The sequence below is a fragment of the Microbacterium sp. NPDC076895 genome (assembly GCF_040687115.1).
Lineage (GTDB): Bacteria > Actinomycetota > Actinomycetes > Actinomycetales > Microbacteriaceae > Microbacterium.
Window position 1 is genome coordinate 1 of record NZ_JBFBMQ010000006.1, and the last position, 24,057, is coordinate 24,057.

General features: G+C 66.0%; 20 protein-coding genes and 3 tRNA genes. 19 read left to right on the forward strand and 4 right to left on the reverse strand.

Annotated elements, in window-relative coordinates:
• Positions 1–162 precede the first annotated feature (162 nt).
• From AB0O89_RS06580 to AB0O89_RS06590, 3 genes are read left to right on the forward strand one after another with little or no spacing between them, the layout of a single operon-like run.
• Positions 163–711, forward strand: a complete 549-nt coding sequence (locus AB0O89_RS06580; RefSeq protein ID WP_363495796.1) for a restriction endonuclease subunit S — start codon at positions 163–165, stop codon at positions 709–711.
• Positions 708–1,604 carry a GIY-YIG nuclease family protein gene (locus tag AB0O89_RS06585; RefSeq protein ID WP_363495361.1) on the forward strand — a complete coding sequence of 299 codons (897 nt, stop codon included), beginning with the start codon at positions 708–710 and terminating at the stop codon, positions 1,602–1,604. The genes AB0O89_RS06580 and AB0O89_RS06585 overlap by 4 nt, the downstream gene beginning before the upstream one ends.
• Positions 1,605–1,655: 51 nt before the next feature.
• Positions 1,656–1,805, forward strand: coding sequence for a hypothetical protein (locus AB0O89_RS06590; RefSeq protein ID WP_363495364.1), 150 nt, complete (start codon positions 1,656–1,658; stop codon positions 1,803–1,805).
• Positions 1,806–2,023: 218 nt separating this feature from the next.
• Here AB0O89_RS06590 and AB0O89_RS06595 read toward each other — a convergent pair whose 3' ends face one another.
• Positions 2,024–2,902, reverse strand: a complete 879-nt coding sequence (locus tag AB0O89_RS06595) for an Ltp family lipoprotein (protein ID WP_363495367.1) — start codon at positions 2,900–2,902, stop codon at positions 2,024–2,026.
• Positions 2,903–3,049: 147 nt separating this feature from the next.
• On the opposite strand from AB0O89_RS06595, the gene AB0O89_RS06600 reads away from it, so the two are divergent.
• Together AB0O89_RS06600 and AB0O89_RS06605 are read left to right on the forward strand one after the other, a co-directional pair.
• On the forward strand, positions 3,050–4,402 hold the full coding sequence (locus AB0O89_RS06600) for a DUF222 domain-containing protein (RefSeq protein WP_363495370.1): 1,353 nt from the start codon (positions 3,050–3,052) through the stop codon (positions 4,400–4,402).
• 60 nt (positions 4,403–4,462) lie between these two features.
• A complete protein-coding gene (locus AB0O89_RS06605; protein WP_363495373.1) occupies positions 4,463–7,852 on the forward strand; it encodes a DEAD/DEAH box helicase family protein in 3,390 nt (1,129 codons plus the stop codon).
• Positions 7,853–7,880: 28 nt separating this feature from the next.
• Here the strand turns inward: AB0O89_RS06605 and AB0O89_RS06610 are convergent, their stop codons facing one another.
• The gene (locus AB0O89_RS06610) at positions 7,881–8,369 is read right to left on the reverse strand and encodes a YajQ family cyclic di-GMP-binding protein (RefSeq protein WP_300595006.1); all 489 of its coding nucleotides are present in this window, start codon (positions 8,367–8,369) and stop codon (positions 7,881–7,883) included.
• A 206-nt stretch (positions 8,370–8,575) separates the two neighbouring features.
• On the opposite strand from AB0O89_RS06610, the gene AB0O89_RS06615 reads away from it, so the two are divergent.
• The 7 genes from AB0O89_RS06615 to AB0O89_RS06645 all read left to right on the forward strand — a co-directional run bounded on the left by AB0O89_RS06615 (position 8,576) and on the right by AB0O89_RS06645 (position 17,450).
• Positions 8,576–9,811: a maltose ABC transporter substrate-binding protein gene (locus AB0O89_RS06615; RefSeq protein ID WP_363495376.1), complete on the forward strand. Its 1,236-nt coding sequence runs from the start codon at positions 8,576–8,578 to the stop codon at positions 9,809–9,811.
• A 72-nt stretch (positions 9,812–9,883) separates the two neighbouring features.
• The gene (locus tag AB0O89_RS06620; protein WP_363495379.1) at positions 9,884–11,506 is read left to right on the forward strand and encodes an ABC transporter permease subunit; all 1,623 of its coding nucleotides are present in this window, start codon (positions 9,884–9,886) and stop codon (positions 11,504–11,506) included.
• Between the two features lies 1 nt (position 11,507).
• Positions 11,508–12,500 (forward strand): sugar ABC transporter permease, encoded by a 993-nt coding sequence (locus tag AB0O89_RS06625; RefSeq protein ID WP_363495382.1) that lies wholly within the window; start codon positions 11,508–11,510, stop codon positions 12,498–12,500.
• A gap of 3 nt (positions 12,501–12,503) precedes the next feature.
• A complete protein-coding gene (locus AB0O89_RS06630) occupies positions 12,504–13,979 on the forward strand; it encodes an alpha-amylase family protein (protein WP_363495385.1) in 1,476 nt (491 codons plus the stop codon).
• A gap of 121 nt (positions 13,980–14,100) precedes the next feature.
• A complete protein-coding gene (locus AB0O89_RS06635; RefSeq protein ID WP_363495388.1) occupies positions 14,101–16,020 on the forward strand; it encodes a glycoside hydrolase family 13 protein in 1,920 nt (639 codons plus the stop codon).
• Between the two features lie 21 nt (positions 16,021–16,041).
• Entirely contained in the window at positions 16,042–16,542 is a 501-nt protein-coding gene (locus AB0O89_RS06640; RefSeq protein WP_331792276.1) for an FBP domain-containing protein, read from the forward strand.
• Positions 16,539–17,450, forward strand: a complete 912-nt coding sequence (locus tag AB0O89_RS06645) for a PfkB family carbohydrate kinase (RefSeq protein WP_363495391.1) — start codon at positions 16,539–16,541, stop codon at positions 17,448–17,450. The genes AB0O89_RS06640 and AB0O89_RS06645 overlap by 4 nt, the downstream gene beginning before the upstream one ends.
• 226 nt (positions 17,451–17,676) lie before the next feature.
• On the opposite strand, the gene AB0O89_RS06650 is transcribed toward AB0O89_RS06645, so the two are convergent.
• Positions 17,677–17,758, reverse strand: a tRNA-Tyr gene (locus AB0O89_RS06650).
• 197 nt (positions 17,759–17,955) lie between these two features.
• Here AB0O89_RS06650 and AB0O89_RS06655 point away from each other — a divergent pair.
• The 5 genes from AB0O89_RS06655 to AB0O89_RS06675 all read left to right on the forward strand — a co-directional run bounded on the left by AB0O89_RS06655 (position 17,956) and on the right by AB0O89_RS06675 (position 21,814).
• The gene (locus tag AB0O89_RS06655) at positions 17,956–19,026 is read left to right on the forward strand and encodes a hypothetical protein (RefSeq protein ID WP_363495394.1); all 1,071 of its coding nucleotides are present in this window, start codon (positions 17,956–17,958) and stop codon (positions 19,024–19,026) included.
• 20 nt (positions 19,027–19,046) lie between these two features.
• On the forward strand, positions 19,047–19,847 hold the full coding sequence (locus AB0O89_RS06660; RefSeq protein ID WP_363495397.1) for an inositol monophosphatase family protein: 801 nt from the start codon (positions 19,047–19,049) through the stop codon (positions 19,845–19,847).
• Between the two features lie 315 nt (positions 19,848–20,162).
• Complete coding sequence (locus AB0O89_RS06665; RefSeq protein WP_363495400.1) at positions 20,163–21,560, forward strand: peptidoglycan DD-metalloendopeptidase family protein; 1,398 nt, start codon at positions 20,163–20,165, stop codon at positions 21,558–21,560.
• 73 nt (positions 21,561–21,633) lie between these two features.
• A tRNA-Thr gene (locus AB0O89_RS06670) sits at positions 21,634–21,705 on the forward strand.
• Between the two features lie 35 nt (positions 21,706–21,740).
• Positions 21,741–21,814, forward strand: a tRNA-Met gene (locus AB0O89_RS06675).
• A 202-nt stretch (positions 21,815–22,016) separates the two neighbouring features.
• Here AB0O89_RS06675 and AB0O89_RS06680 read toward each other — a convergent pair.
• A complete protein-coding gene (locus AB0O89_RS06680) occupies positions 22,017–22,604 on the reverse strand; it encodes a DNA starvation/stationary phase protection protein (RefSeq protein ID WP_363495403.1) in 588 nt (195 codons plus the stop codon).
• Between the two features lie 191 nt (positions 22,605–22,795).
• Here AB0O89_RS06680 and AB0O89_RS06685 point away from each other — a divergent pair, with 191 nt between their 5' ends.
• Positions 22,796–23,161, forward strand: a complete 366-nt coding sequence (locus tag AB0O89_RS06685) for a hypothetical protein (RefSeq protein WP_331791819.1) — start codon at positions 22,796–22,798, stop codon at positions 23,159–23,161.
• A 59-nt stretch (positions 23,162–23,220) separates the two neighbouring features.
• On the forward strand, positions 23,221–23,982 hold the full coding sequence (locus AB0O89_RS06690; protein ID WP_292709973.1) for a DUF2510 domain-containing protein: 762 nt from the start codon (positions 23,221–23,223) through the stop codon (positions 23,980–23,982).
• Positions 23,983–24,057: the final 75 nt, after the last annotated feature.

A 24,057-nucleotide genomic window follows, 5' to 3' on the forward strand; every position in this document is an offset into this window, starting at 1 on the left:
GCCGTTAGTGCGTAACCCGCCGACCCCGAACCCCGGAAAATCAGGGCAGAACGACCAACGACCGCCGAATCAGCGCTCAAGTGGCACGAGTCAGGTCAGGGCCTGATCGATGCGATATACCAAGACATGTTCGGCAGTGCCGATGGGCGAAGCGCCCTGCTCATGGAAGTAGCATCAACGGCAAGCGGGGGCACCCCTTCAAGGTCGGATCCCAGAAACTTCGGTGGCGGTATCCCTTGGGTGAAGTCCGGTGAGGTTTCGCAGGGTCTCATTACGCAGACGGACGAGACGATTAGCCAGCTCGGCCTTGCGACCAGCTCGGCAAGACTCATGCCCCCCGGCACGGTTCTCGTCGCGATGTACGGCGCTACGGCCGGTGAAGTTGGCACGCTAGGGGTTGAGGCGGCGACGAACCAAGCCGTATGCTGCATAACCCCTGGGCGCGATCTTGATCGCGATTTCTTGCTTGAGTCACTCAGAACGATGAAGACCTTGCTCAAACAGAGGGCCGTGGGCGGAGCCCAGCCGAACTTGTCTCAAAGTGACATCCGCGGCTTGGAGCTGAAGATTCCTCCGATGGCTCAGCAGCAAGAGTTCTCGCGACTTGTCCAAGCCGCGAGAGAAGCAGAGCACTACGTGAGTCGCCAGGCTGAGGCCCTAGATTCTCTCTTCGCATCCCTCCAGCACCGAGCGTTTCGAGGAGAGCTATGAGTGGCAAGCAGATCAAGCTGTTCCTCGTCGATGGAACGCCCGGCGGTCTCTCGACTGCCGAGATCACGAACTGGACGGGCCACGTGCTGACGGCACCACGTTCGGATGTCGGGGAGTTGCTGCGCAGACCTGAGGCGTCGCGAACCGGTGTGTATCTGTTGCTGGGCGATGATGAGTCATCGATCGGCGGCGTGCGCTGCTACGTCGGGGAGGCGGATGTGATCGGTGATCGCCTCCGCTACCACCTTCGCGACAAGGACTTCTGGGATCGTGTTGCGGTGGTGACATCCAAAGACACCAACTTGACCAAGTCGCACGTGCGTTACCTCGAATCGCGGCTCATCTCGCTGGCGCATCAGGCCGGGCGGTCAACCCTCGAGAACGGCACTGCGCCCGCCGTTCCTCCGCTTCCCGAGGCTGACCAGTCCGACATGGATTACTTCCTTCAGCAGCTTCATATCGTCCTGCCCGTCCTCAACATCAATGTGGTGCGATCACGGCGGGTTGAAGGGACCGGACAGGTCTCGTCGGCTCTTGCCTCGCCGGTGTTCCGTCTCGTGAATCAGCGCGCAGGGGTGGACGCATCGGCGCAGCAGATCGACGGCGAGTTCACCGTGCTAGCCGGATCAGCGGTTGTTCCCCAGTGGCGTGGCAAAGGGACCGCGGAGAGCACGATCAAGGCATATTCGTCGTATCGCGCCCTGCACGAGAAGCTTGTGTCCGACGGTGCGATCGTCGTGGAGGGCGCCACGGCGACGTTCTCTCGCGACGTTCCTTTCCCCTCGCCCTCCACCGCCGGTGCCATCTGCGTCGGCCGCGCGTGCAACGGCCGGGTTGAGTGGGTTTCCAGCGAAGGCACTTTTGGTGCGTGGGAGTCCCGCGGGGTCTCTTGATCCTCGGGCACGAGCGCGCGATAATCGCTCTCCCGCAGGAGTAGAACTGAGATGTCCGATTCATACCCGGAGGAGCCGCGAGCGCTCGTCAGCGAGCGGTTCCGCGTGCTCAACGCGCTCTTCGATCCGGCGGACGCCGATGAGGAGCGTCGTGAACTCGCGGCAGACCGTGACGCCGACCCCCTCACGGACGCGCAGTGACGGTGCTCCTCGGCGCGAGGGCGCTCGGTTGACCGATACACGTCAGAGCAGTAACGGTGCCCTGCACGAAAAGACCCAGCCCCTCCCCGGAGGGAGAGAACTGGGTGGTGTGTAGCCATGATGACACACGGGCACGCCCCGCCCAGACCTCGGGAGGCTGCAGATGCCGCGATTGGCAGCATCCACAGCCCCCCTCCCGCTCGTGCCTCAGACAGCGCTCAGTAGCCGACGGCCGTCAGGGCGTACTCGGCCTGCTCGGGAGTGAACTGCTCGCCGTACTCACTCGTCAGCTGGTCGTACAGGCCCTGCCGTGAGAACGACGTGAAGTCCAGGTATGACTGCGCGGACTCGGCAGCCTCGGCGTTCCAGTCCACGAGTCCGTTCTGCTCGAGATGGGCGATGGCGAACTCGGCATCCGCAGCCTCGAATCCCTCACCGTATTCACTCGTGAGCTGCTCGAACAGGCCCGCGCGTGAGAAGGCGGTGAAGTCCAGGTACGACCGCGCAGACCTGATCGCATTCTGCTGACCGAGCGTCAGCTGCGGCTTCTCCTCCAGGGTCAGGATGACGGTCGCGCCCTCCTCGATCTGAGCGCCCTCCGCGACATCCTGCGCGATCACCGGCATCGACTCGTCGCCATCGGCAGAGACCCGGATGCCGAGGGCTTCGAGAACAGTGCGGGCCGTCGCGCCATCCATGCCGACGACGTTCGGCACGATGATCAGCACCGGGTCGGGCTCGGCCTCGGCGGTGACGACCGCCTGCTCGGTCGTGCGCACCGGTGCGGCAGGTGCGGCATCCGAAGTCGATCGCCCGCCTCCCAGCGCGCTGCCGATCCCGCCGATGACGATCAGGCCGACGACGGCTGCGGCCGGGATGATGACCGCCTTGCGCGTGTACCACGGCCGCTTCGAGGGAGCGGGGACCGTGGCGTGCGCGGGGACGGCGGCGTCCGTTGCGCCGGGCTGGCGCACGAGGTCGGTGCGCCAGGTGGTTCCATCCCAGTACATTTCGGAGCCGGGCGCGGCCTCGGCGCCTGGATGCGGGTACCAGCCTGCCGGAGTGGACGATGGTGTGGTGTTGCTGGTCTCAGACATGAGATTGCCTTTCGGTACGGGTTGGGCGCGCGCCCCCAGCGCACGTCACCGGCCGTTGGCCAGTCGAACAGGACACACCACCCCTCCGACATTGCGCGCAGCGACACCGGCCGGATCAATGTCGGAACCCCCTCGTAGTGTCGGGGTATGGATGAGGTTGGCATGGGTGAGTCGGGGCAGCGGCCCGAGGCTCAGGATGCTGACGCGTTCCTGTATGAGGGTGATGTGCGGGAGTGGGATGCCGAGGTGGCGGGGTGGGTTCCGCCGCGTCCGGACGCTGTCGCTCTTGTGTTGGAGGCTGCCGATTTGGAGGCGGTGTTCGCGGCGCAACGGTTCGCGCGGGTTGATGACCTCCGCCTGGAGGCTCTCGATGATGTGTCCCGGTATGGGGGTGGGTCGCGGGAGCTGGTGATGCGCTCCCTGCGGCTGGAGCTTGCGTCTGCTCTGCGGGTCACGGAAAACGCGGCGGGGATGATGCTTGCCCGCGCCGAATCACTCGTCCACTCCTACCCGACGGTGTTGGAGTCCCTCTCGCGTGCGGGGGTGACGGTCCGGCACGCCGAGATCCTTGTCGATGATCTGGATGTCCTGGACCGGGAGGTTGCGGGACGGTTGGTGGGTCGGGCGTTGGGGCTCGCGGAGTCGTTGCCGGTGGGGTCGTTCCGGCGGGCGTTACGGCGCCTGATTGACCGGGAAACCGCGCCGAGCCTGACGGAGCGTCACCAGGTCGCGGTGCGGGGTCGTCGGATCCTGGTGGAGCCGGCGGGGGATTCGATGTCGTGGGTGCACGCTCTGGTTCCGTCGGTGGAAGCTCACGTGATTTACGGGCGGGTCACCCAGAAGGCTGTGGTGATCCGTGACCACGACCGCGGCACCACCCGCGGCGGGCAGTCGGGGGATGGGTCGGAACGGTCGTTGGATGAGATCCGCGCTGACGTGTTCTGCGACCTCCTCATCGACGGAACCGTTCCCCAACACCCGGAGCAGGCGCGGGGCATCCGCGCGACCGTGGTGGTGACCGTCCCCGCCCTGGCCCTCCTCGGTACGGAGGGGGTTACTGATCCTGCGGAAGTCGAAGGCGTCGGTCCGATCCCCATCGAACGGGCCCGGGAACTCGCCGGTAACGCGTCGGGGTGGATGCGGGTGCTCACCCACCCCGAAACCGGGGCCGTCATCAGCGTCGGGCGCACACGGTATCGGCCACCCCCGGAGCTGGCGAAACTGGTGAAGTGGCGGGCTGACCGGTGCATGAGCCCAGGATGCGGGAAACCGGCGTCGCAGTGTCAGATCGACCATAACGTTGCGTGGGCTGACGGCGGGGAGACATCCGTGACCAACACGGCACCGTTATGCCAAGGCCACCACACCGTGAGACATCACGGTGGGTGGCAGATCACCCACCTCGACGACGGGTCGCTCGAATGGGTATCCCCGCACGGGCGCCGGTATGTCGTGAAACCGGAACGACACCTCCCCACCTTCTACCCCAACGCGGCTTGACGGTCCCAGTAGCATCGGCTCAAGGGGTCGGCCGGCGACTCCTGACAGAGGAGCCGTTCGGTGGGGAACTTCGACTTCGTCGCGCAGGAGTGGCCGCAGGTCGGTGACGCCGCTGCGCGCGCCGAAGCCTATCTACGCGCCGACCCGCGGGCATCCGCCACTTACGCTCGACGCGCTGCCGAACTCTTCACCGCCTGGATCTACTCCGCCGAGAACCTCGAGCGACCCTACGACGACACCTTCGCCAACCTGACCGCGCAGAGGGCGTTCCGCGACACCGTCGGCGACTCGATCTGCGGCAGCCTCAAGATCATCCGTCTCGTCGGCAACGACGCCGTCCACAAGGATGACGAGATGCCGCTCGCGCGGGCGCGCGGCTCCCTCGAGCAGCTGCACCGCGTGTGCCTCTGGCTTCACCATTGCTATGGCGACCCGGCAGCACCGCAGCCGGCACCATTCGCGTTCGACCGCGTGCCGCCGGCACCCGAGTCAGTCGTGCGCCAAGCACGTAGCGAACTCCTCAAAATCCAAGCCGAGTTCGACAACGCCCGCGCGCAATTGAGCGAAGCGGCGGCGCTCGGCGCCAAAGCGCAGGCCGAAATTGAGGAGTTACGCGCAGACATCGCGCGGCTCAAGGCCGAGAACGCCCAACGCAACACCACGCACAAGATCGCGGATCCGACCGACGCGACCGAGTCCCAGACCCGGGAACAGCTCATCGACCTGCTCCTCCACGAAGCGGGCTGGCCGCTCGATGATGCCCGCGACCGCGAGTGGCCGGTGACCGGCATCCCGAGCCCGTCGGGCACCGGCAAGGTCGACTACGTGCTGTGGGGTGACGACGGAAAGCCGCTCGCCGTCGTCGAAGCGAAGCGCACCTCGAAGAGCGCGAAAGAGGGCCGTGAGCAAGCCGGGATCTACGCGGATGCCCTCGAACGCGACACTGGCCAGCGCCCGCTCATCTTCTACACGAACGGGTACGACACCTGGTATTGGGATGACCGGCGCTACCCGCCGCGCAAGGTCGCAGGATTCCTCACGAAAGACGAACTGTTGCTGACCGTGCAACGGCGCACGTCGCTCAGACCACTGGAGACCGTCGCGGTCGATCGAGAAATCGTCGAGCGGTCGTACCAGCTGCGTGCCATTCGGGCAGTGAGCGATGCATTCGAGCACAAGCGGCGTCGAGCGCTGCTGGTCATGGCCACCGGTACCGGCAAGACCCGCACCGTGATCGCGCTGGTCGACGTGTTGCAGCGCGCGAACTGGGTCAAGCGCGTACTGTTCCTCGCCGATCGCACCGCGCTCGTGAATCAGGCAGTCGCCGCGTTCAAGACGCACCTGCCCGACAGCGCACCGGTGAATCTGCTTACCGACCGCGACAGCGAGGGTCGTGTCTTCGTCTCCACCTACGCGACGGTGATGAACCTCATCGACGCAGGCGACGACAACCTGCGCCGCTTCGGCCCCGGCTACTTCGATCTCATCGTGGTCGACGAGGCACACCGATCGATCTACAACCGGTACGGTGAGGTCTTCGACTACTTCGACGCGCTCGTCGTCGGTCTCACCGCAACACCCCGAGCCGACATCGACCACAACACGTATCGACTCTTCGAGCTCGACGACGGAGTGCCCACTGACGCTTTCGAGCTCGACGACGCGATAGCGGGGGGTTTCCTCGTGCCGCCGAGAGCTCGCGTCATCGACCTCGGGTTCATGAGTCGCGGCATCCGCTACGCCGACCTCAGCGACGACGAGCGCGAGCAGTGGGACGCCCTCGAATGGCAGGACGGCGACATCCCCGACGAGGTGGATGCCGCAGTTCTGAACCGCTGGCTGTTCAACGAAGACACCGTCGACAAGGTCCTCGAGATCCTCGTCGATGAGGGACACTACGTCCAGGGTGGCGACGTGCTCGGCAAGACGATCATCTTCGCGAAGAACCAGAAGCACGCCGAGTTCATCCAGGAACGCTTCGACGCCAACTTCCCCGAACAACGCGGCCAGACGGCGGCGATCATCACGCACGCCTCCGGGCCCTACGTTCAGGACCTCATCGACAGGTTCTCGACCCCGGGCGCGAAGCCGCACATCGCCATCTCCGTCGACATGCTCGACACCGGCATCGACATCCCGGATGTCGTCAACCTCGTATTCTTCAAGCCGGTGCATTCGCAGACGAAGTACTGGCAGATGGTCGGACGCGGCACCCGCCTGCGTCCCGACCTGTACGGGCCCGGCAAGCCGAAGACTGACTTCATCATCTTCGACGTGTGCGGCAACATCGAGTACTTCAACGCCGACATTCCCGAGGCTTCCGTTCATCGAACGGTATCCGTCTCTGAGCGCGCGTTCCTCGCACGCCTGCGACTGCTCGGACTGCTCGCGGGTCGCGACGACACGGATGCTGCGCCGCTGCGTGACCAGCTCGCGACGCGCCTTCACGCCGCGGTGGGCGGCATGAACCGCCAGAACTTCCTCGTCCGCAAGCACCTGCGTGCCGTCGACCGGTTCGCCTCTGCCCGGGCATGGCAGCACTTCACTCCCGCCGACGTGGATGACGCCGCCGCCCTCGCGGGACTACCGACGGCATCCGAAACCGACGCCGACGAAGCGGCGAAGAGGTTCGACCTGCTGCTGCTCGAGGCGCAGATAGCCGTTGCTGGCGGCGATGCGGTGCCGCAGCTGATCGTCGCACGGGTTGCCGATGTCGCTGCCGCGTTGCTTCAGCGCCGCGGCATCCCGGCCGTCGATCAGCAGGCTGCGCTGCTTGGCGCCATCAGCGATCCGGAGTGGTGGGATGCTGCGAGCCTCACCCATCTGGAGTCTGTTCGCGTGGGCCTGCGCGGGCTCGTGCGACTCATCGATTCGCGCGGTCAGCATCCGATCTACACGGACTTCGCCGACACGATCGCCGAGCGCCGCGACGTCGACATCGCGCGGGTCATGCCCGGGCTGGATCGCCGTGCGTTCCGCGAGAAGATCCTCGGATTCCTCGAGGCCCATCGCGACAACCTCGCGCTGCGTAAGCTGCGTACCGGCCGCGAACTCACCTCCGTCGATCTCGCTGAACTCGAGGCGATCCTCATCAGTGTCGGGGGAGTGGATGCCGGCCAGCTGCGCGCTGAGGCCGACGAAGCGCGAGGCCTCGGGCGACTCATCCGTTCGATCGTGGGGCTCGATCGGTCAGCGGCCGAAGCCGCGCTCGGCGACTTCGTCGCGGCATCCGGTTTCACGCACCGCCAGCATGTCTTCGTCGATCTCATCGTTGAGCAGCTCACGATCGCGGGTTACCTCGACCCGCGTCGGCTCTATGAGGACCCGTTCACGGGAGTCGCTTCCGAGGGGCCGGACGCACTGTTCACCGAGGCGCAGGTCACCGACCTCATCGAACGCCTGCGTCAGCTCGACGAGTCGGCCGAGCCCCACGACTCGGCATCCGCCTAGCCGTCACCGCAGCGGTGTTTGGAGCGCTCTACCGGTAGTTGACGAACTGCAGGTCGACGTCGAGATCGGCGGCCTTCAGAATCCGGATGACTTCTTGCAGGTCGTCCCGGCTCTTGGACTGCACGCGCAGCTCATCGCCCTGGATCTGCGACTTCACCGACTTGGGGCCCTCGTCGCGGATGATCTTGCCGATCTTCTTCGCGTTCTCCTGCGAGATCCCGTCCTTGAGGCTCGAGACGATGCGGTACTCCTTGCCGCTGGCTGTCGGCTCGCCCGAGTCAAGGCTCTTCAGTGAGATCCCGCGCTTGATGAGCTTCGACTGGAACACATCCAGCACTGCTTTCGCGCGCTCTTCGGAGTTGGCTTTGATGAGGATCTGCTCACCGCTCCACTCGATCGAGGCGTCAGTGCCCTTGAAGTCGTAGCGCTGCTCGACCTCTTTGCGCGCCTGGTTGAGGGCGTTGTCGGCCTCCTGGTGGTCGACCTTGCTCACGATGTCGAACGATGAATCAGCCATGGGGGAATTCTAACGACGCCTCCTCTATGGAAGCGTTTCCATACGGATGACGATCACAAACTGGTCTCGATACTGGGGACAAGTCTCGCGTCATCCGCTCCGGGATGTTACAAATGTAAGCGCTTGCAGAACCCGCGAGCACACTGGTTCGACGCGGAACACTCGCGACGGCCGATCCCATCAGCACTCAAGAGAGGCACACACCAATGAAGGTGAACATGAGGAGCATCGTCGCCCTGGGCGCGATCGCTGCGATTTCATCTCTGACCCTCGCCGGTTGCGCGGGCAGCTCAGACAGTGGCGAGACCACGGCACCGGACATGTCCGGCTCCATCACCGTGTGGGTCGACGCCGACCGTGCAGGCGTGCTCGAAGCGGCGGCTGCCGACTTCACCGAGCAGACCGGCGTCGAGGTCACGCTCGTCCAGAAGGAGTTCGGCGAGATCCGCGACCAGTTCGTCCAGCAGGTTCCGACCGGTGAAGGCCCCGACATCGCGGTGGGCGCGCACGACTGGTTGGGCACCCTCGTGACCAACGGTGTCGTGGCACCGGTCGAGCTCGGCGACAAGGCAGGCGATTTCGAGGATGTCGCCATCGACGCTTGGGCCTACGACGGCCAGACCTACGCCGTGCCCTACGCGATCGAGAACATTGCGCTCATCCGCAACACGGATCTCGTGTCCGAGGCTGCAACTGACTACAACGACATGATCGCCAAGGGTCAGGCCGCCGGTACCGAGTACCCCTTCCTCGTGGGCCTTGACCCCGAAGCCGCGGACCCGTACCACCTGTACCCCTTCCAGACCTCGTTCGGTGCGCCGGTGTTCGGTCAGAACGCCGACGGCAGCTACAACGCCGACGACCTGCAGATCGGCAACGAGGGCGGCGTCGAGTTCGCGAATTGGCTGGGCGAGCAGGGTGCTGCTGGAATCCTGAACACCAACATCACCGGCGACCTGGCTCTCGAGAACTTCACCTCGGGCAAGTCGCCGTTCTTCCTGACGGGCCCGTGGAACGTCCCGGCGATCGAAGAGGCCGGCATCAACTTCTCGGTCGACATGATCCCCTCGGCAGGTGGCCAGGACGCACAGCCGTTCGCCGGTGTGCAGGGCTTCTTCCTGAGCTCGGAGAGCGAGAACACCCTCGCCGCGAACGAGTTCCTCGTCAACTACATCGGTAGCGAAGACGTTCAGCTGGCCCTCTACGAGGTCGGTGGCCGTGCACCCGCGCTGAGCGCCGCCTTCGACCAGGTCGAAGCGAGCGACCCCGTCGTCGCCGGATTCGGTCAGGTTGGCGCCAACGCCGTGCCGATGCCGAGCATCCCCGAGATGGGCTCGGTCTGGCAGTACTGGGGCGTGACCGAAGCTGCGATCATCAACGGCGGCGACGCGCCGGCGCTGTGGACGCAGATGGCGGCCGACGTTCAGGCAGCGATCGAGTAATCCGATCCGCGCAGGTGGGGTGGTGCCCAGGCGCCACCCCACCTCATACCCTGCCCAGGAAGAGGGATGAGGATGTCTACTCCGACCACCGAGAATCGCGACCCCGCGATCGACCCGCGCCGTCGCAAGAACTCGGCACGCGCGCGCCGCATAGCGGACTCCGCCGGCGTCGGCTGGAAAGTCCTGCTGCTGAAGATCGTCGCGATGGCGATCATCGACGCGCTCGCGCTGTACTCCGTGCTCGTGCTCATGCAGAGCGAGCAGTGGATTCCGATCGTCGTCATCCTGCTCATCACGGGCTTCGCGAACTACATCTACTTCAGCCGCGGAAACCTGCCTGCGAAGTACCTCATCCCCGGGCTCATCTTCCTCTTCGTCTTCCAGATCTTCGCGGCCGGCTACACCGCCTACGTCGCCTTCACGAACTACGGCACCGGCCACAACAGCGACAAGGATGCCGCGGTCAACGCGCTCCTCCTCCAGGCGCAGGAGCGGGTGCCCGATTCCCCCGCCTACAAGCTCACGATCGTCGAGCAGCTCGGGGAGCTCTCGTTCCTGGTCACCGATCCCGACGGGGTCGTCGAGATCGGTAACGATGACAACCCGCTCGAGCCGGTCGAGAACGCCGAGATGGATGGCAGCAAGGCCGTCGGTCTCGACGGATACAACAGCCTGAACTTCTCGCAGATCGTCGCGAACCAGCAAGAGATCGCCGCCATGGCGGTGCCGCTCAGCGACGATCCGAACGACGGATCCCTGCGCACCCCCGACGGATCCAGCGCCTACGTCTACCTGTCAAAGCTCGTCTATGACGAGCAGGCCGACACGATGACCGATACCCGCACGGGAACCGTCTACTACGACATCGGCACCGGCGCCTTCACCGCCGAGGACGGCACGGAGCTCCTGCCGGGATGGCAAATCTTCGTCGGCTTCGACAACTTTGCTCGCGCCTTCACCGAAGAGTCCATCCGCGGTCCGTTCTTCGCGGTGCTCGCGTGGACATTCGTCTTCGCGTTCCTGTCGGTGGCCACGACCTTCGTGCTGGGCCTCTTCCTCGCGATCGTCTTCAACGATCCGCGGATGAAGTCCAAGAAGTACTACCGCGTGCTCATGATCCTTCCGTACGCCTTTCCCGGATTCCTCTCGGCGCTCGTCTGGGCCGGCATGATGAATCAGGAGTTCGGGTTCATCAACGTCGTGCTCTTCGGCGGTGCCGACATCCCGTGGCTCACAAACGAGTGGCTGGCCAAGTTCAGCATCATCCTGGTGAATCTCTGGCTCGGATTCCCGTACATGTTCCTCATCTGCACGGGCGCGCTGCAGTCAATCCCTGATGACCTGCAGGAAGCTGCCCGGGTCGACGGGGCCAACGCGTGGCAGGTCTTCCGCAGCATCAAGTTCCCGCTGCTGCTCGTTGCCGTGGCGCCGCTGTTGATCGCATCCTTCGCCTACAACTTCAACAACTTCAGCCTCATCTACATGCTCACCGGCGGTGGGCCCCGGGATGCGACAGCCGGCGTCAACGTCGGCGCCACCGACATCCTCATCACGATGGTCTACAAGGTCGCCTTCGTCGGTTCGACTGCCGACTACGGGTTGGCGAGCGCGTTCTCGATCATCATCTTCCTCATCGTCGGCACGATCTCGATCATCGCGTTCCGACAGACCAAGGCACTCGAGGAGTTGAACTGACATGAGCGACTTCCGTCCCGGCGCTCCGGCCGCCAAGGGCCTTCTCGAGAAGGTCGCCGACGAAGACACCGAGCTCACCTCGAGCCGCGGCAGCGGCAGCGGGGGAGCCGGCATCCCCGGCGGTGCACCGGCGCCGCGCCGACCGTTCCGCCGCTACTTCCGCGAGACCGGATGGCGCCACCTCATTGGCATCGTCGTCGGGATCTTCGCGATCTTCCCGCTGCTGTACGTCATCTCGGCATCCTTCAACCCCAACGGGACCCTGCTGACGGCCAACGGTCTCTTCCAGCGCCTGAGTCTCGACAGCTACGTGTCGCTCTTCACGAGCACCCAGCATCCTTACGGCGCGTGGTTCGTGAACACGCTCGTCATCGGGCTGATCACCGCCGCAGGGACGGTGTTCCTCGGCGCGCTCGCGGCGTATTCCTTCTCGCGCATGCGGTTTACGGGGCGACGCGTGGGGCTGACGACGCTGCTGGTCGTGCAGATGTTCCCGCAGCTGCTCGCGGTGGTCGCGATCTTCCTCCTGATGGTGGCGATCGGCGACATCTTCCCAGCGATCGGACTGAACTCCCAGATCGGGTTGATCATGGTCTACCTCGGCGGCGCGCTCGGGGTGAACACCTACCTCATGTACGGGTTCTTCAACACGATCCCGTCGTCGATCGACGAGGCCGCGAAGATCGACGGTGCGGGACACGCGCGGATCTTCTTCACGATCATCCTGCGCCTGGTCGCTCCGATCCTTGCGGTGGTCGGGCTGCTGTCGTTCATCGGGACCTCGAGCGAGTTCGTGCTCGCGAGTGTCATCCTGATCGATCCCGATAAGCAGACGCTCGCCGTCGGCCTGTACAAGTTCATCTCGGACGAGTTCTCGAAGAACTGGTCGGTGTTCGCCGCCGGCGCGGTGCTCGCCGCCATCCTGCCCGTCGCCCTGTTCCTCGCGCTGCAGCGTTACATCGTTGGCGGCCTGACCGCGGGAAGTGTGAAGTAACGGATGCCGGGCCTTCGCGCCCGCGCCGGGGCGGTGGTCGCCGCCGTCTCGGCTGCGGTGCTTCTGCTCGCCGGCTGCACGCAGGCCTCGATCGAGGTTCCCGAACCGGCCGCACCGGATGTCGGCATCGAGCTCTTCCAGTTGCCGTGGACGTCTGTTGCCCAGGAGTGTGAGACGACGCTCGCGCCCGCCGGAATCGCGTGGGTGCTGCTCTCTCCAGCTCAGGAGCACATCGCGGCAGACGAATGGTGGGCCTCGTACCAGCCGGTGAGCTACCAGCTCGAGTCGCGCCTGGGTACCCGGGACGAGTTCGCCGACATGGTGCAGCGCTGCAACGCCGCCGGGGTCGAGGTGATCGCCGATGCCGTCATCAACCACATGACCGGCCAGGACGAACCCGGCGCCGGATACGCCGGCACAGCGTACGCGCACTATGACTACCCAGGCCTGTACACGCAGTCCGACTTCCACCACTGCGGACTGACGGCGAACGACGACATCCAGCTCTACAAGAACCGCGAGCAGGTGCAGAACTGCGAACTGGTGAACCTCGCCGATCTCGACACCGCGAGCGCAACGGTACGGGCGACGATCGTCACCTACCTCGAGGATCTGCTCTCGCTCGGGGTATCCGGCTTCCGCATTGACGCTGCCAAACACATTCCAGCCACGGATGTCGAGGCCATCGTCTCGCAGCTGCCGCAGGGTACCCGCATCATGAGCGAGGTCATCCGAGGAGCCGGCGAACCGATCACCCCCGACGAGTACGTGACCTTCGGCGAGGTCTTCGAGTTCACCTACGCCCGCGAGCTCACGCCACCCCTCGAGAACGGGGTCTTCACCGATCCCGTACTCTCCGATGACCGCCCGCAACAGGTTTCCTCGGAGGCGGCGATCGTGTTCGTCGACAATCACGACACCGAGCGGGGCGAGGCGAACGTCACAGCGCGCGATCCGCAGCTCTATGTCATCGCGAACGCACTCATGCTCGCCGACGACTACGGCACCCCCGTCCTCTATTCGGGGTACGCCTTCACCGACCGGGATGCCGGAGCGCCGACGGACTCGGACGGCCGCGTGCTCGACGCCAGCTGTGCTGACACCACCGGTCCCACCGCCGACCTCTCCGACGGTGAGCGCACGTGCGTGCAGAGCTGGCCGGCGATCCGCGGGATGCTCGAGTTCCGCGCGATGGTGGGGGAGGCGCCCCGGATGCCGGGAGTCGACTCCGGCGATGCCTACGGTTTCGAGCGCGAGGGCCGCGGCGTCGTCGCCGTGAACGTCGGTGACGACATCCAGCGCATCGAGGTCCCGACCACGATGCCAGGCGGTACCTACTGTGATGTCATCACGGGGGGAGCTGACGCCGCCGGCGACGGTGGATGCGCCGGAGCTGAGTACACCGTGTCCGGTGGCATCGCCTCGTTCGACCTCGACCCGGGCGCTGCTGCCGCCATCCATCTCGGCTCGAGGCGCTGACCCTGCATGACCCGAACCCACAACTGAACAACAACCTGAGGGCTCTGTCATGGCCGCGGCCGTGCAACCACGATTCCCCGACCGACGGTGCACCGCGCCGACATCTCGAAACGGACCGATCATGACCACGCCCGCCCTTGTTCCCCACCACGACGGATCCCCGCTCCACGTGTCGACCCGAACGCCAGCTCTCGGCGAGCTCGTGCGCGTTCGCCTGCGGGTTCCCGTCGACTATCCCGCGCTGCGAGCGGTTCGCACTCTCTCCAATCCCGACCACGAACCTGCGTGGACCGAGGCGACGGAGCTTGGCACCGTCAACGGCTGGACCTGGTGGGAGGCGCCGATCGTCGTGCGCAACCGCCGGCACGGCTACCGTTGGCTGCTCGTCCACGAATCCGGCCGTGTCGAGTGGCTCAACCAGGCCGGTCTGTCGGACCTCGAGACCCGTGACGCCGATGACTTCGCCCTGGTCGCTCACCCCGCCCCGCCAGAGTGGATGTACGACGCCGTCATGTACCAGGTCTTCCCCGACCGGTTCGCCCGCTCGGCGGCGGCGGATCAGCATCCGACCCCCGACTGGGCGATCCCGGCGACGTGGGACGAGCCGGTCGACCCGGTCATGCCCGGGCGCTCGCAGCAGTTCTACGGCGGTGACCTCGACGGCATCCGTGAGCACCTCGACCACCTCGCCGACCTCGGCGTGAACCTGCTCTATCTGACGCCATTCTTTCCGGCAGCCTCGAATCACCGCTACGACGCGTCGAGCTTCACGAGCGTCGACCCGCTGCTCGGCGGAGACGAAGCGCTGATCCGTCTCGTCGAGGCGGCGCATGAGCGCGGCATCCGTGTCATCGGCGACCTCACCACGAACCACTCCGGCGACCGGCACGAGTGGTTCCAGGCGGCGCTCGGGAATCCCGAAGCGCCCGAGGGCGAGTTCTACTACTTCACGGATGCAGCGCACACCCGTTACGAGTCGTGGCTGGGCACCCCCACCCTGCCGAAGTTCAACTGGGCTTCGCCCGAGCTGCGTCGCCGATTCATCGAAGGGCCGGATTCGGTCGTCGCGCAGTGGCTCAAGCCCCCGTTCTCGCTCGATGGCTGGCGGATCGATGTCGCCAACATGACGGGGCGGCTCGGAGATGTCGACCTGAACGCCGAGGTGCGTCAGCTCACCCGCCAGACGATGATCGAAACCAACCCCGACACGATCCTCATCGCCGAGATCACCAATGACGCCTCGGGTGATCTCACCGGGGACGGGTGGCATGGCGCGATGACCTACCCCTCGTTCGCGCGTCCGCTGTGGGCATGGCTCTGCGAACCGACAGGCGAGCCGTACCTGACCGGCGAAGGGCAGGAGCGTACCGAGCCGTGGTTCTTCGGTCAGCCGGTCGGCGGCATCCCGCGCTATGACGCGAGACAGTTCGTCGGCGCGGTCACACGGTTCACGGCGGGCATTCCGTGGCGCGTGCGACTGGGCAACATGCAGACCCTCGACAGCCACGACACCGCCCGCTTCGCGACCAACGCACCGGCGGAGGTCATCCCGCTGGCTGTCGGCCTGTCGATGACACTGCCGGGGATGCCGGTGCTGTTCGCCGGCGACGAGTTCGGTCTCGTCGGCGCCGACGGTGAAGCGAGCCGCACCCCGATGCCGTGGGGAACGGAATCACAGCCCGCAGCTGCCGCGAGGCTCGACCTCTACCGGCAGCTGATTGCGCTTCGGCGTGAGCACCCCGCGCTTGCGACCGGCGGACTGCGCTGGGTGCACGTCAACCAGAGCGCAGTCGTGTTCGTGCGCGAGAGCGCTGAGGAATCGATCCTCGTGCTGGCATCCACGACGGATGCCGACATCACGCTTCCCGCAGCAGCGCTGCTCGGCGCCGACCGTGCGGAGGCACTCTTCGGTGACGCGGCTTTGAAGACCGGAGCGGACGGCAGCGCCGGCATCCGAGCCACAGGCGCCACCTTCGCAGCCTGGGTCCTCCCGGGTGTCGATGTGCCGGAGCCGGGAGACAGCGGGGTCGCCCCTTCGTAGGATGTCGGGGGAGGAGGTGGCATGCGTCCGCTTACCGAAGAGGAACTTCGCGCGTCGTTCGTCAACGCTGCACCCGATGAGCTTCGCGTGATCGAGGTTCCGCTGAGTGCCCGCACGACCGACTGGTATCACTTCGACTTTCTCGCCTGGCGCGACCCCGAGTTCCGGGGCCGTGGATACCTCGTTGCCGAGGTTGATGGACAGCCGCGGGGTGTCGTGCTTCGAGCATCCGAGAGCTCGGCACTCTCGCGCGCGGCGATGTGCAACCTGTGCCACACGATGCAGCCCGGCAACCAGGTCTCGCTGTTCACGGCACGGCGCGCCGGGGATGCCGGTGCTCACGGTGACAGCGTCGGCACCTATATCTGCACCGATCTCTCCTGCCACGACAACGTGCGCCTGGCCGCACCGCTCGCGCCCAGTGAGATGCGCGGTAGCGTCGATCTGAAGATTGATGGCACACGGCGCCGCACCGAGGCGTTCGTCGCGCGTGTGCTCGAGAACGGAGAGGCCCCGGCATGAGTTCGGTCGTGGTGATCGGCGACGCGCTGATCGACGAGTTGCGTGATGACACCGGCGTGAAGGAGTTCGTCGGCGGAGCAGCCCTGAACGTGGCTGTGGGGCTATCGCGCCTGGGCGTTCCGACCACGCTGATCGCCATGGTCGGCGACGACGAGGCCGGTGCGAAGATCCGCGCCTACCTTGCCGACTACGGCGTCGACCTGCTCGCGTCCGCCTCACCGCTCGGAAGCTCGCGAGCCGTGAGCGTGCGTGTCAAGGGCGAACCGACGTACGCATTCAACGATGCGGCCCAGGCCCGTCATCTCACGTTCGATGACGCCCAGCGAGCGGCGATCGCGGATGCCGATCGCGTCGTTGTCAGCTGCTATCCGTTCGACGATGCCGAACAGACGGCGTCGCTCATCGACGCGGTAGGCGCGGCATCCGATCGCCTCGTGATCGACCCGAACCCTCGCACCGGCATGATGAAGGACCTTGACGAGTTCCGCCGCGGCTTCGAAGCGCTCGCCGACGGGGCCGGTGTCGTGAAGATCGGTGACGATGACGCGACGCTTCTGTACGAGACAGACCTGGATGCCGCGGTAGCTCGGATGCGAGAGCTTGGCGTGCCGACCGTTCTTGCTACCCGGGGCGCCGCCGGGGCCACCTTGGTCACCGACGAGGCAACGGTAAGCAAGCCGGTCTCGACGCTTCCGGGCGCGGTCGTCGACACGATGGGCGCCGGGGATGCATCCCTGGCAGCCCTGGTCGCCGGGATCGTGCAGCAAGACCCCACAAGCGCGGATGAGTGGACCGACGTGCTCGCGGACGCGATGGACATTGCCGCAGCGACCTGCCGCTTTCCCGGCGCGCTCCTGCGCACCCCGGAAGCGCTCGCCGGCGATGACGTGAACCGCATCGGCACCTGAGCTCGAGGTTTCGAACCCGCAGTCCCCAGAACTGTTCAAGGGCCCCCGCTTCGCGAGAGCCCTTGAACAATTTGTGGCAGGTGAGGGATTCGTCCCCACCGCCCCTCCACACGCTGCTGCGCAGCGCGCGGAGCCTCTGGCGGCGTGGGCCCACCCGAGGGTTCGAACCCGCAGTCCCCAGAATTGTTCAAGGGCCCCCGCTTCGCGAGAGCCCTTGAACAATTTGTGGCAGGTGAGGGATTCGAACCCCCGAAGGCTATGCCGGCTGATTTACAGTCAGATCCCTTTGGCCGCTTGGGTAACCTGCCAAGTGCGCACCCGCCCAGCTTGTACAGTCGACCGGAGGCGCGACTAGCAATATTACAGCGAGTGACGGGCTCCCAGAAATCGTGTCCCTCGCCAACTGTCGGCGGCAGTCAGGGTCTCCACAACTGACGCGAATCGGGGGTCTCGATCTGAGGTTCGCGTGCGAGGATGACAGCGACATCGATCCTCGGGAGGATTCATGACCACGCCGCAGCCTGACGCCCAAGCGCCACATGTCCCCTCGCCGCCTCCAGCGGCCGGAACCCCCGAGCAGTCCTTCGCGGCACGGTCCCCCTACGCCCGTGCTGCGATCTGGGTTGCCGTCGGCGCACTCGTCGCGGCAGCACTCATCTGCGTGGTCTGGGTCCTGGTTGGTCCGCAGGCCGGTTCCATCGTTCGCGCGTTCCTCACCGTTCTGCTCTTCGCCGGCTTCGCGGGCATCGCCATCATGGAAGCGCGGCTCGCGCCGCGCCGCCCAGCATGGTTCGCCATCGCAAGCATTGCTACCTGGGTCGTCGCACTGCTCGCGGGAATCATCCTGATCTGGATGCCCGAGCCGTGGTCGTTCTACGGGTGGGGCTTCGTTGGACCCGAACGGTTCCTCCGCTTCCTCCTCGTCGTGCTCGTGCTGCAGCTTGCCCTCCTGCATGCCCGGTTCTTTCTCCGCGCTGCCCTCCGGCACGTGACGGCCGTGAATCGCATTCTTGCTCCCGTCACGGTCGGGCTGGTCGCGGTGCTTGCGCTGCTTCTTCTCATGCCGCTGATCTTCAGCGACTGGATCTACTTCACGGAGTTCTACTGGCGGGTGGTCGTGGCGGTCGTGATCCTCGCCGCGGTCGGAACAGCCCTTGTGCCCCTGCTCAATCTTCTTTTCGCGCCTCGGCCCGAAGGGACTGCTTCGGTCGCGCCCGTCGCTCCCGCTCCCACGCCCGCTCCCGCGGCAGCGCACACGGAGCGCGAGTTGCTCCCTTGGCCGATGTACATCGACGGTGTGACACCGCTGCCGATGTTGCCCGACGGCTCACCCGACTGGAACGCCTATTACACGGGGCATCCCACGCCCGGCGCGCAGATCTTCGCTCCGGTGTCAGCCCCGCCCGCGCCAAGCGCTCCTGCACCGACTCCCGAAGCCGAACCATCCGCGCCGACGGCCGATGATGCTGCATCCGAGTCTTCAGTGCCGGTCGATTCGGACGCGAGTGCCGGTGCTGTCGCGGAGTCGGCCCCGGAGGCTCCCGCCGAGCCCACGGAGCCGCCGCGGCAGTCCTGATCGCGCGCTAGCGTGAAAGGGTGACCGACACAGATCCGCGCGAACTCGAGAGCATCGCTGTAGACCTCGCCCGCGAGGCAGGCGCTCTGGCGCGACAGCGACGCAGCGAGGGCGTCTCGATCGCCGCGACCAAGTCAGCCCTGGCGGACATCGTCACCGAAGCCGATCGCGAGGTCGAGGCGCTCATCCGCTCGAGGCTGCGCGAACTCCGACCCACCGATGGCTTTCTCGGCGAAGAGTCGGATGCCGACCCTGGCACCAGCGGCATCACGTGGGTCGTCGACCCGATCGATGGCACCGTCAACTATGCGTATGGCATCCCGTTCTATGCCGTGAGCATCGCGGCAGTACGCGGGGGCGCCGACCCTGAGTCCTGGACTCCTCTCGCCGGCGCCGTGTATGTGCCATCTCTGGATGAGATGTTCCGTGCGGCGCAGGGTGCGGGCGCGTGGCTCGACGAGCGGCGGCTGCAGGTCGAAGCTGATGCTTCGGCCGCCGGCGCTTTGCTGGCGACAGGCTTCGGGTACGACCCCGCGACCCACGCGGGTGATCTGGGCCGTGTCTCCCGGGTGATGCCGATCGCTCGAGACATCCGCCGAATGGGTGCGGCATCCATCGATCTTTGTTCGGTAGCGGCAGGCCGGGTCGATGGGTACTTCGAGCGGGGGCTCAAGCCCTGGGACCACGCCGCCGCGGGCCTCATCGTGACCGAAGCGGGGGGACGTTTCGAGCTCTTCCCGGCAGACGAGACCGGCCGCGTCCTCGTGGTCGCCGCGATCCCCGGGATCTTCGAGCGACTGTCCACGCTCGCGCAACCCTGACAACGGATCTGCGGATACCCCTGTGGAATCCGCAGAATGGGGCCCGTCCATGGCTTTCTCAGGTGGGAGCAGGTAGCGTTTACCGTATCGTTACCTTCCCTGCGCATCCGGGAAACCAGCGCGGAGCAGGGTGAGAAGCATCCGAAACACCCGTGTCGTACCCGAACGACCGAGAGCGAGACCGTGACCCCCGATACTCCTGCGCCTGACGCAGCGCCAACGCGCCGCTCCAGTCGCACATCTCCCGCGCCTTCGTCGGCGGCGGAGATATCGGGCTCTTCTCGCGCGGATCTGCGCCGAGGACGCCGCGTCGACGTGCCCGCAAGCGAGGCTGGGTACTCGAGCGCTGACGAGCTCGCCCCGAGGCCGGCAGGCCTGCGGTCACGGCTGCACAACGTTCCGCTGACGGATGCCGAAGCAGGCGCCCTCTCGGGTGCGGGACTCGATTGTCCCCGCCCCGCTGAGCAGGCCGCTGCTGAAGAGGTCGCTGCCCCGACCGCGCCGCTGTCTCGGCGCGCCCGCCGTGCCGGTGTCGCTCCCAGCTCTTCGGTCTCCGAGCCGGTCGTGTCCGACCAGGAGATCGAGGTCGTCTCGTTCGACGACGCCGCCGAAGACGTTGCGCCCGACCCTGTCGACACCGACACTGCTTCGCCCGCCCCTGCCGAGACCGACACCGCTTCGCCCGCTGCGGAAGACGAACCGGTTGCAGATGCGCCCGACCAGCCCGGTGCGGAGCACGCTTCGGTCGCCGATGAATCCCGCATGTCAGCAAGCGACGGCGCGGGTGACTTCTTCGACGAGGTCGTGCGCACTTTCGGTGCCACAGGCGAGACCCCCACGGTCGCGCCGCGTGTCTCGACGACGGAGGAGTCTTCGGCCGCGGATGAAGAGTCGCCCGAATCCGTGCACATCGCTCGCCGCCGTCTCCGCGTCGGATCCGTGCGCAAGCTCGCAACCACATCGTTCTCGGTCGGCGTCATGGGCATCGTCGGACTGCTCGCCGTCGGCATGACCACGCCTGTTGAGGCTGTCGCAGCTGCCGGCGGCGGCGAAGGCCCCACAGCCTCTATCGTCGCGCTGGCCGACGTCGAACCGACCGCGACGCCCGAAGAGGACATTCAGGCGTACGTTGCGCCAGCCGAAGCATCCACCACTGCTCTCAGCCGTGAGGAAGGCTATTCGGCTGTGTCCATGGCTGAGCTCGCGGTCGAGGCTGGCGTGCGAGAGATCGCGTCGACGTACGTAAACAACGCCGCGGCTGCCGTGCAGTACCCCTTCACGGTCGGAGTTCCGATCAGCTCTCCGTACGGCATGCGGTGGGGCCGGATGCACGAGGGAGTCGACTTCGCGCCCGGTGGGCAGGGCGCTGAGATCCACGCTGTCGCCGACGGTATCGTCCGTATCGCTACCGAGGCCGGAGGTGCCTACGGCGCCCGCGTCGTCATCGACAGCATCGTGGACGGCGAGCTTATTTCCACGAACTATGCGCACATGCAGTACGGCTCGCTCCGCGTTCAGCCGGGTCAGGTCATCAGGCTCGGCGACGTCGTCGGAACCGTGGGTACCACGGGTCGCTCGACGGGTCCGCACCTGCACTTCGAAGTTCTACTGAACGGCAAGACCCCGACAGAGCCGATGGCCTGGCTGGCGGCGCACAACGTGGCATCGACGGTCGTGACCGTGCCCGATGCCCCCGCTGTCGTCAACCAGTAATCACCACAGGAGCGGATTCTCTCCGACGACAGCGCTCTGATATTCTCTTCTAGTTGCCCGCGCGCCGGGCTTCGCCCCGATAGCTCAGTGGCAGAGCACTTCCATGGTAAGGAAGGGGTCGTCAGTTCAATCCTGACTCGGGGCTCGCAGCATCCATCTCGTGACCGACGGATGCCGTGCGGCAGGGTAGCTCAGTTGGTGAGAGCGCACGACTCATAATCGTGAGGTCGCGGGTTCAAGCCCCGCTCCTGCTACGACGAAAGAGGCCCTTCCGAGGGCCTCTTTCGTCGTTTCGGGGCGGGTAGTTGCAGCCGTCACCCGCGGGTGGGCCCACGCCGCCGGAGGCTCCGCGCGCCGCGCGGCGGCGTGTGGAGTGGCGGTGGGGACAAGCCCCGCTCCTGCTACGACGACAGAGGCCCCTCGCGGGCCTCTGTCGTCGTTCCGCGGGTGCGCGAGTCAGCGGCCCTGGGGTGTGCGGCGCTCGGCGCTGACCATCCAGGCGAACTGCTCCATCTGCCCGAGGACCTCGTGCAGGATGTCGGCACTCGTGGGATCCTCGTCGTCGACGTCGTCATGCACCTCTCGGCAGGTCGTAACCACCGCTTCGAGGCGCTCTGTGATCAGGTCGACGACCTCGTCGGTGTCGATCTCGCCGTGCGGGAACTCGGGGAGCGAGGTCGTCTCGGCGATGGTGTCGCTGCGCCCATCCGGAAGAGCGTGAAGCGCACGCATCCGTTCGGCGACGACATCCGAGAGGCTACGAGCGGCGTCGATGATCTCGTCGAGCTGCAGGTGCGTGTCGCGGAAGTTGCGTCCGACGACGTTCCAGTGCGCTTGCTTGCCCTGGAGCGAGAGCTCGAGAAGGTCCACGAGCACGCGCTGCAGGTTGACGCTCAGCTGCTTCGACGCCTGGAAGCCACTCTCGGCGTTCTGCTCGTTCGTGAGCTTGGCTCCAGCGCCGCCCTTCGCTGCCTTGCGGGCGTTGCGCGGGCTTGCGGATGCCGAACTCTTCGTCTTGGTCGTGGTATCGGACTGCGTTGCCATCGGTGTTCCTTTCGACGTTGCGTCGAACGTCACTGTAGTCATCCTCCTTCGCCGCCGCGCGCCCCTTGTCAGCCGCGCCGCCGGGTGGTAGCCGTCGCACTCGCGGGGTGGGAGCTCTCCGCAGGCTCAGCTGCGCATACTCGGGCGTTGGGTGATCGTGGCGGCGGACGCTCGCGCCCTAGACTGCGCTCGTGACAGCATCCGTTCCGCCGGCATCGCCGCCCGCACCCACTGCCCGCCGCATCCCCATCCTTGGAATCATCGCGTTCGTCGTCGCCTTCATCGCCCTTGCGCCTTCGCTTGCGATCTTGCTCACCGGGTTCCTCCCCGAGATGGCGACGATCTGGTGGCTGCTGATCGTGACAATGCCGTTCTCGATCATCGTGGGGGCCATAGCCCTCGTCCTTGCCGTCATCGCGCTGATTCTGGACATCCGCGCACGTCGTGTGCTCGCGTGGTCGATCGTGTCGCTGGTTCTCTCCCTGATCACGGTTCTGGTGCCGCTGTGGCTGATCACCGGTGGCTTCAGCACTGGAGACTATGTCGCGAGCTTCTGACCCCGAGGTCCGCGCGCATAGAGTGAAGGCGACCACTGAGCGACGAGGAACGAGAGCGGATGTCGGCGATTGCCCCCGGCTGGTATGACGACGGCCACGGTGCCCTGCGATGGTGGGACGGCCAGCAGTGGACCGAGCATGTGCAGCCGCACCCGCAGGGAATGCCCGACCCGTGGCAGCGCCCGCGCACGGTGCCGACGCCAGAGCTTTCTCTGCAATCGCCGGAGGCGGCAGGCGACGCGGCTCCATCCGACGGCGGTCCGGCAGACCAGGGCTCCCCATCGGGGATCTTCGTGGCAGCCACCGCCCCTCAGCGCAGCCGGACCTGGATCATCTGGGTGATCGTCGGTGTCGCGATGCTCGTTGCGGTAGTTCTCGCGGCGGTGCTCATCCCGCTTGCGATCCTCGGTTTTGGACGGGTGAGCGCGCCGGCCACGGTCGAACCGACGAACGATGATGAACGCGGCGCCGTCGAGGCTGTGTACGAGTTCGACGAGGCCTGGCAGACCGCCGACTGCGATCTCTTCCTCGGGGTCACGACCGAGCGCCTGCGCGAGATCGTGCAGATCAAGGACTGCGCGACCTTCACGGGTCAGTCCGACGCCTTCACCGAGTGGTACTCGGACTACGAGATCGTCGTGACCGACATCCGTGGCCCGGAATACGAGTACACCGTCGCAACCCAAGAGAGCTACATCGCGCACTTCGACCAGGACGGCAACCCGATCGAACCGGGTGTACGGGAAGTCGTCGAGTACGAATACACGGTGGTTCCGGATGACGACGGCTGGGCAATCTACGACCTCGTGAGCGTAGAGTAGCCCCGAACCCGTCGCGTCGGGGCGGCTGCCCCAGACCAGTAGCTAGCACAGACCAGTAGGCTGGCACGGCCGGCG

What these genes read in the sequence shown, in the direction of transcription:
- AB0O89_RS06580 (WP_363495796.1), top strand. Translation starts at nt 163, where the DNA reads ATGGAAGTAGCATCAACGGCAAGCGGGGGCACCCCTTCAAGGTCGGAT.
- AB0O89_RS06585 (WP_363495361.1), top strand. Translation starts at nt 708, where the DNA reads ATGAGTGGCAAGCAGATCAAGCTGTTCCTCGTCGATGGAACGCCCGGC.
- AB0O89_RS06590 (WP_363495364.1), top strand. Translation starts at nt 1,656, where the DNA reads ATGTCCGATTCATACCCGGAGGAGCCGCGAGCGCTCGTCAGCGAGCGG.
- AB0O89_RS06595 (WP_363495367.1), bottom strand. Translation starts at nt 2,902, where the DNA reads ATGTCTGAGACCAGCAACACCACACCATCGTCCACTCCGGCAGGCTGG.
- AB0O89_RS06600 (WP_363495370.1), top strand. Translation starts at nt 3,050, where the DNA reads ATGGATGAGGTTGGCATGGGTGAGTCGGGGCAGCGGCCCGAGGCTCAG.
- AB0O89_RS06610 (WP_300595006.1), bottom strand. Translation starts at nt 8,369, where the DNA reads ATGGCTGATTCATCGTTCGACATCGTGAGCAAGGTCGACCACCAGGAG.
- AB0O89_RS06615 (WP_363495376.1), top strand. Translation starts at nt 8,576, where the DNA reads ATGAAGGTGAACATGAGGAGCATCGTCGCCCTGGGCGCGATCGCTGCG.
- AB0O89_RS06620 (WP_363495379.1), top strand. Translation starts at nt 9,884, where the DNA reads ATGTCTACTCCGACCACCGAGAATCGCGACCCCGCGATCGACCCGCGC.
- AB0O89_RS06625 (WP_363495382.1), top strand. Translation starts at nt 11,508, where the DNA reads ATGAGCGACTTCCGTCCCGGCGCTCCGGCCGCCAAGGGCCTTCTCGAG.
- AB0O89_RS06630 (WP_363495385.1), top strand. Translation starts at nt 12,504, where the DNA reads ATGCCGGGCCTTCGCGCCCGCGCCGGGGCGGTGGTCGCCGCCGTCTCG.
- AB0O89_RS06635 (WP_363495388.1), top strand. Translation starts at nt 14,101, where the DNA reads ATGACCACGCCCGCCCTTGTTCCCCACCACGACGGATCCCCGCTCCAC.
- AB0O89_RS06640 (WP_331792276.1), top strand. Translation starts at nt 16,042, where the DNA reads ATGCGTCCGCTTACCGAAGAGGAACTTCGCGCGTCGTTCGTCAACGCT.
- AB0O89_RS06645 (WP_363495391.1), top strand. Translation starts at nt 16,539, where the DNA reads ATGAGTTCGGTCGTGGTGATCGGCGACGCGCTGATCGACGAGTTGCGT.
- AB0O89_RS06655 (WP_363495394.1), top strand. Translation starts at nt 17,956, where the DNA reads ATGACCACGCCGCAGCCTGACGCCCAAGCGCCACATGTCCCCTCGCCG.
- AB0O89_RS06680 (WP_363495403.1), bottom strand. Translation starts at nt 22,604, where the DNA reads ATGGCAACGCAGTCCGATACCACGACCAAGACGAAGAGTTCGGCATCC.
- AB0O89_RS06690 (WP_292709973.1), top strand. Translation starts at nt 23,221, where the DNA reads ATGTCGGCGATTGCCCCCGGCTGGTATGACGACGGCCACGGTGCCCTG.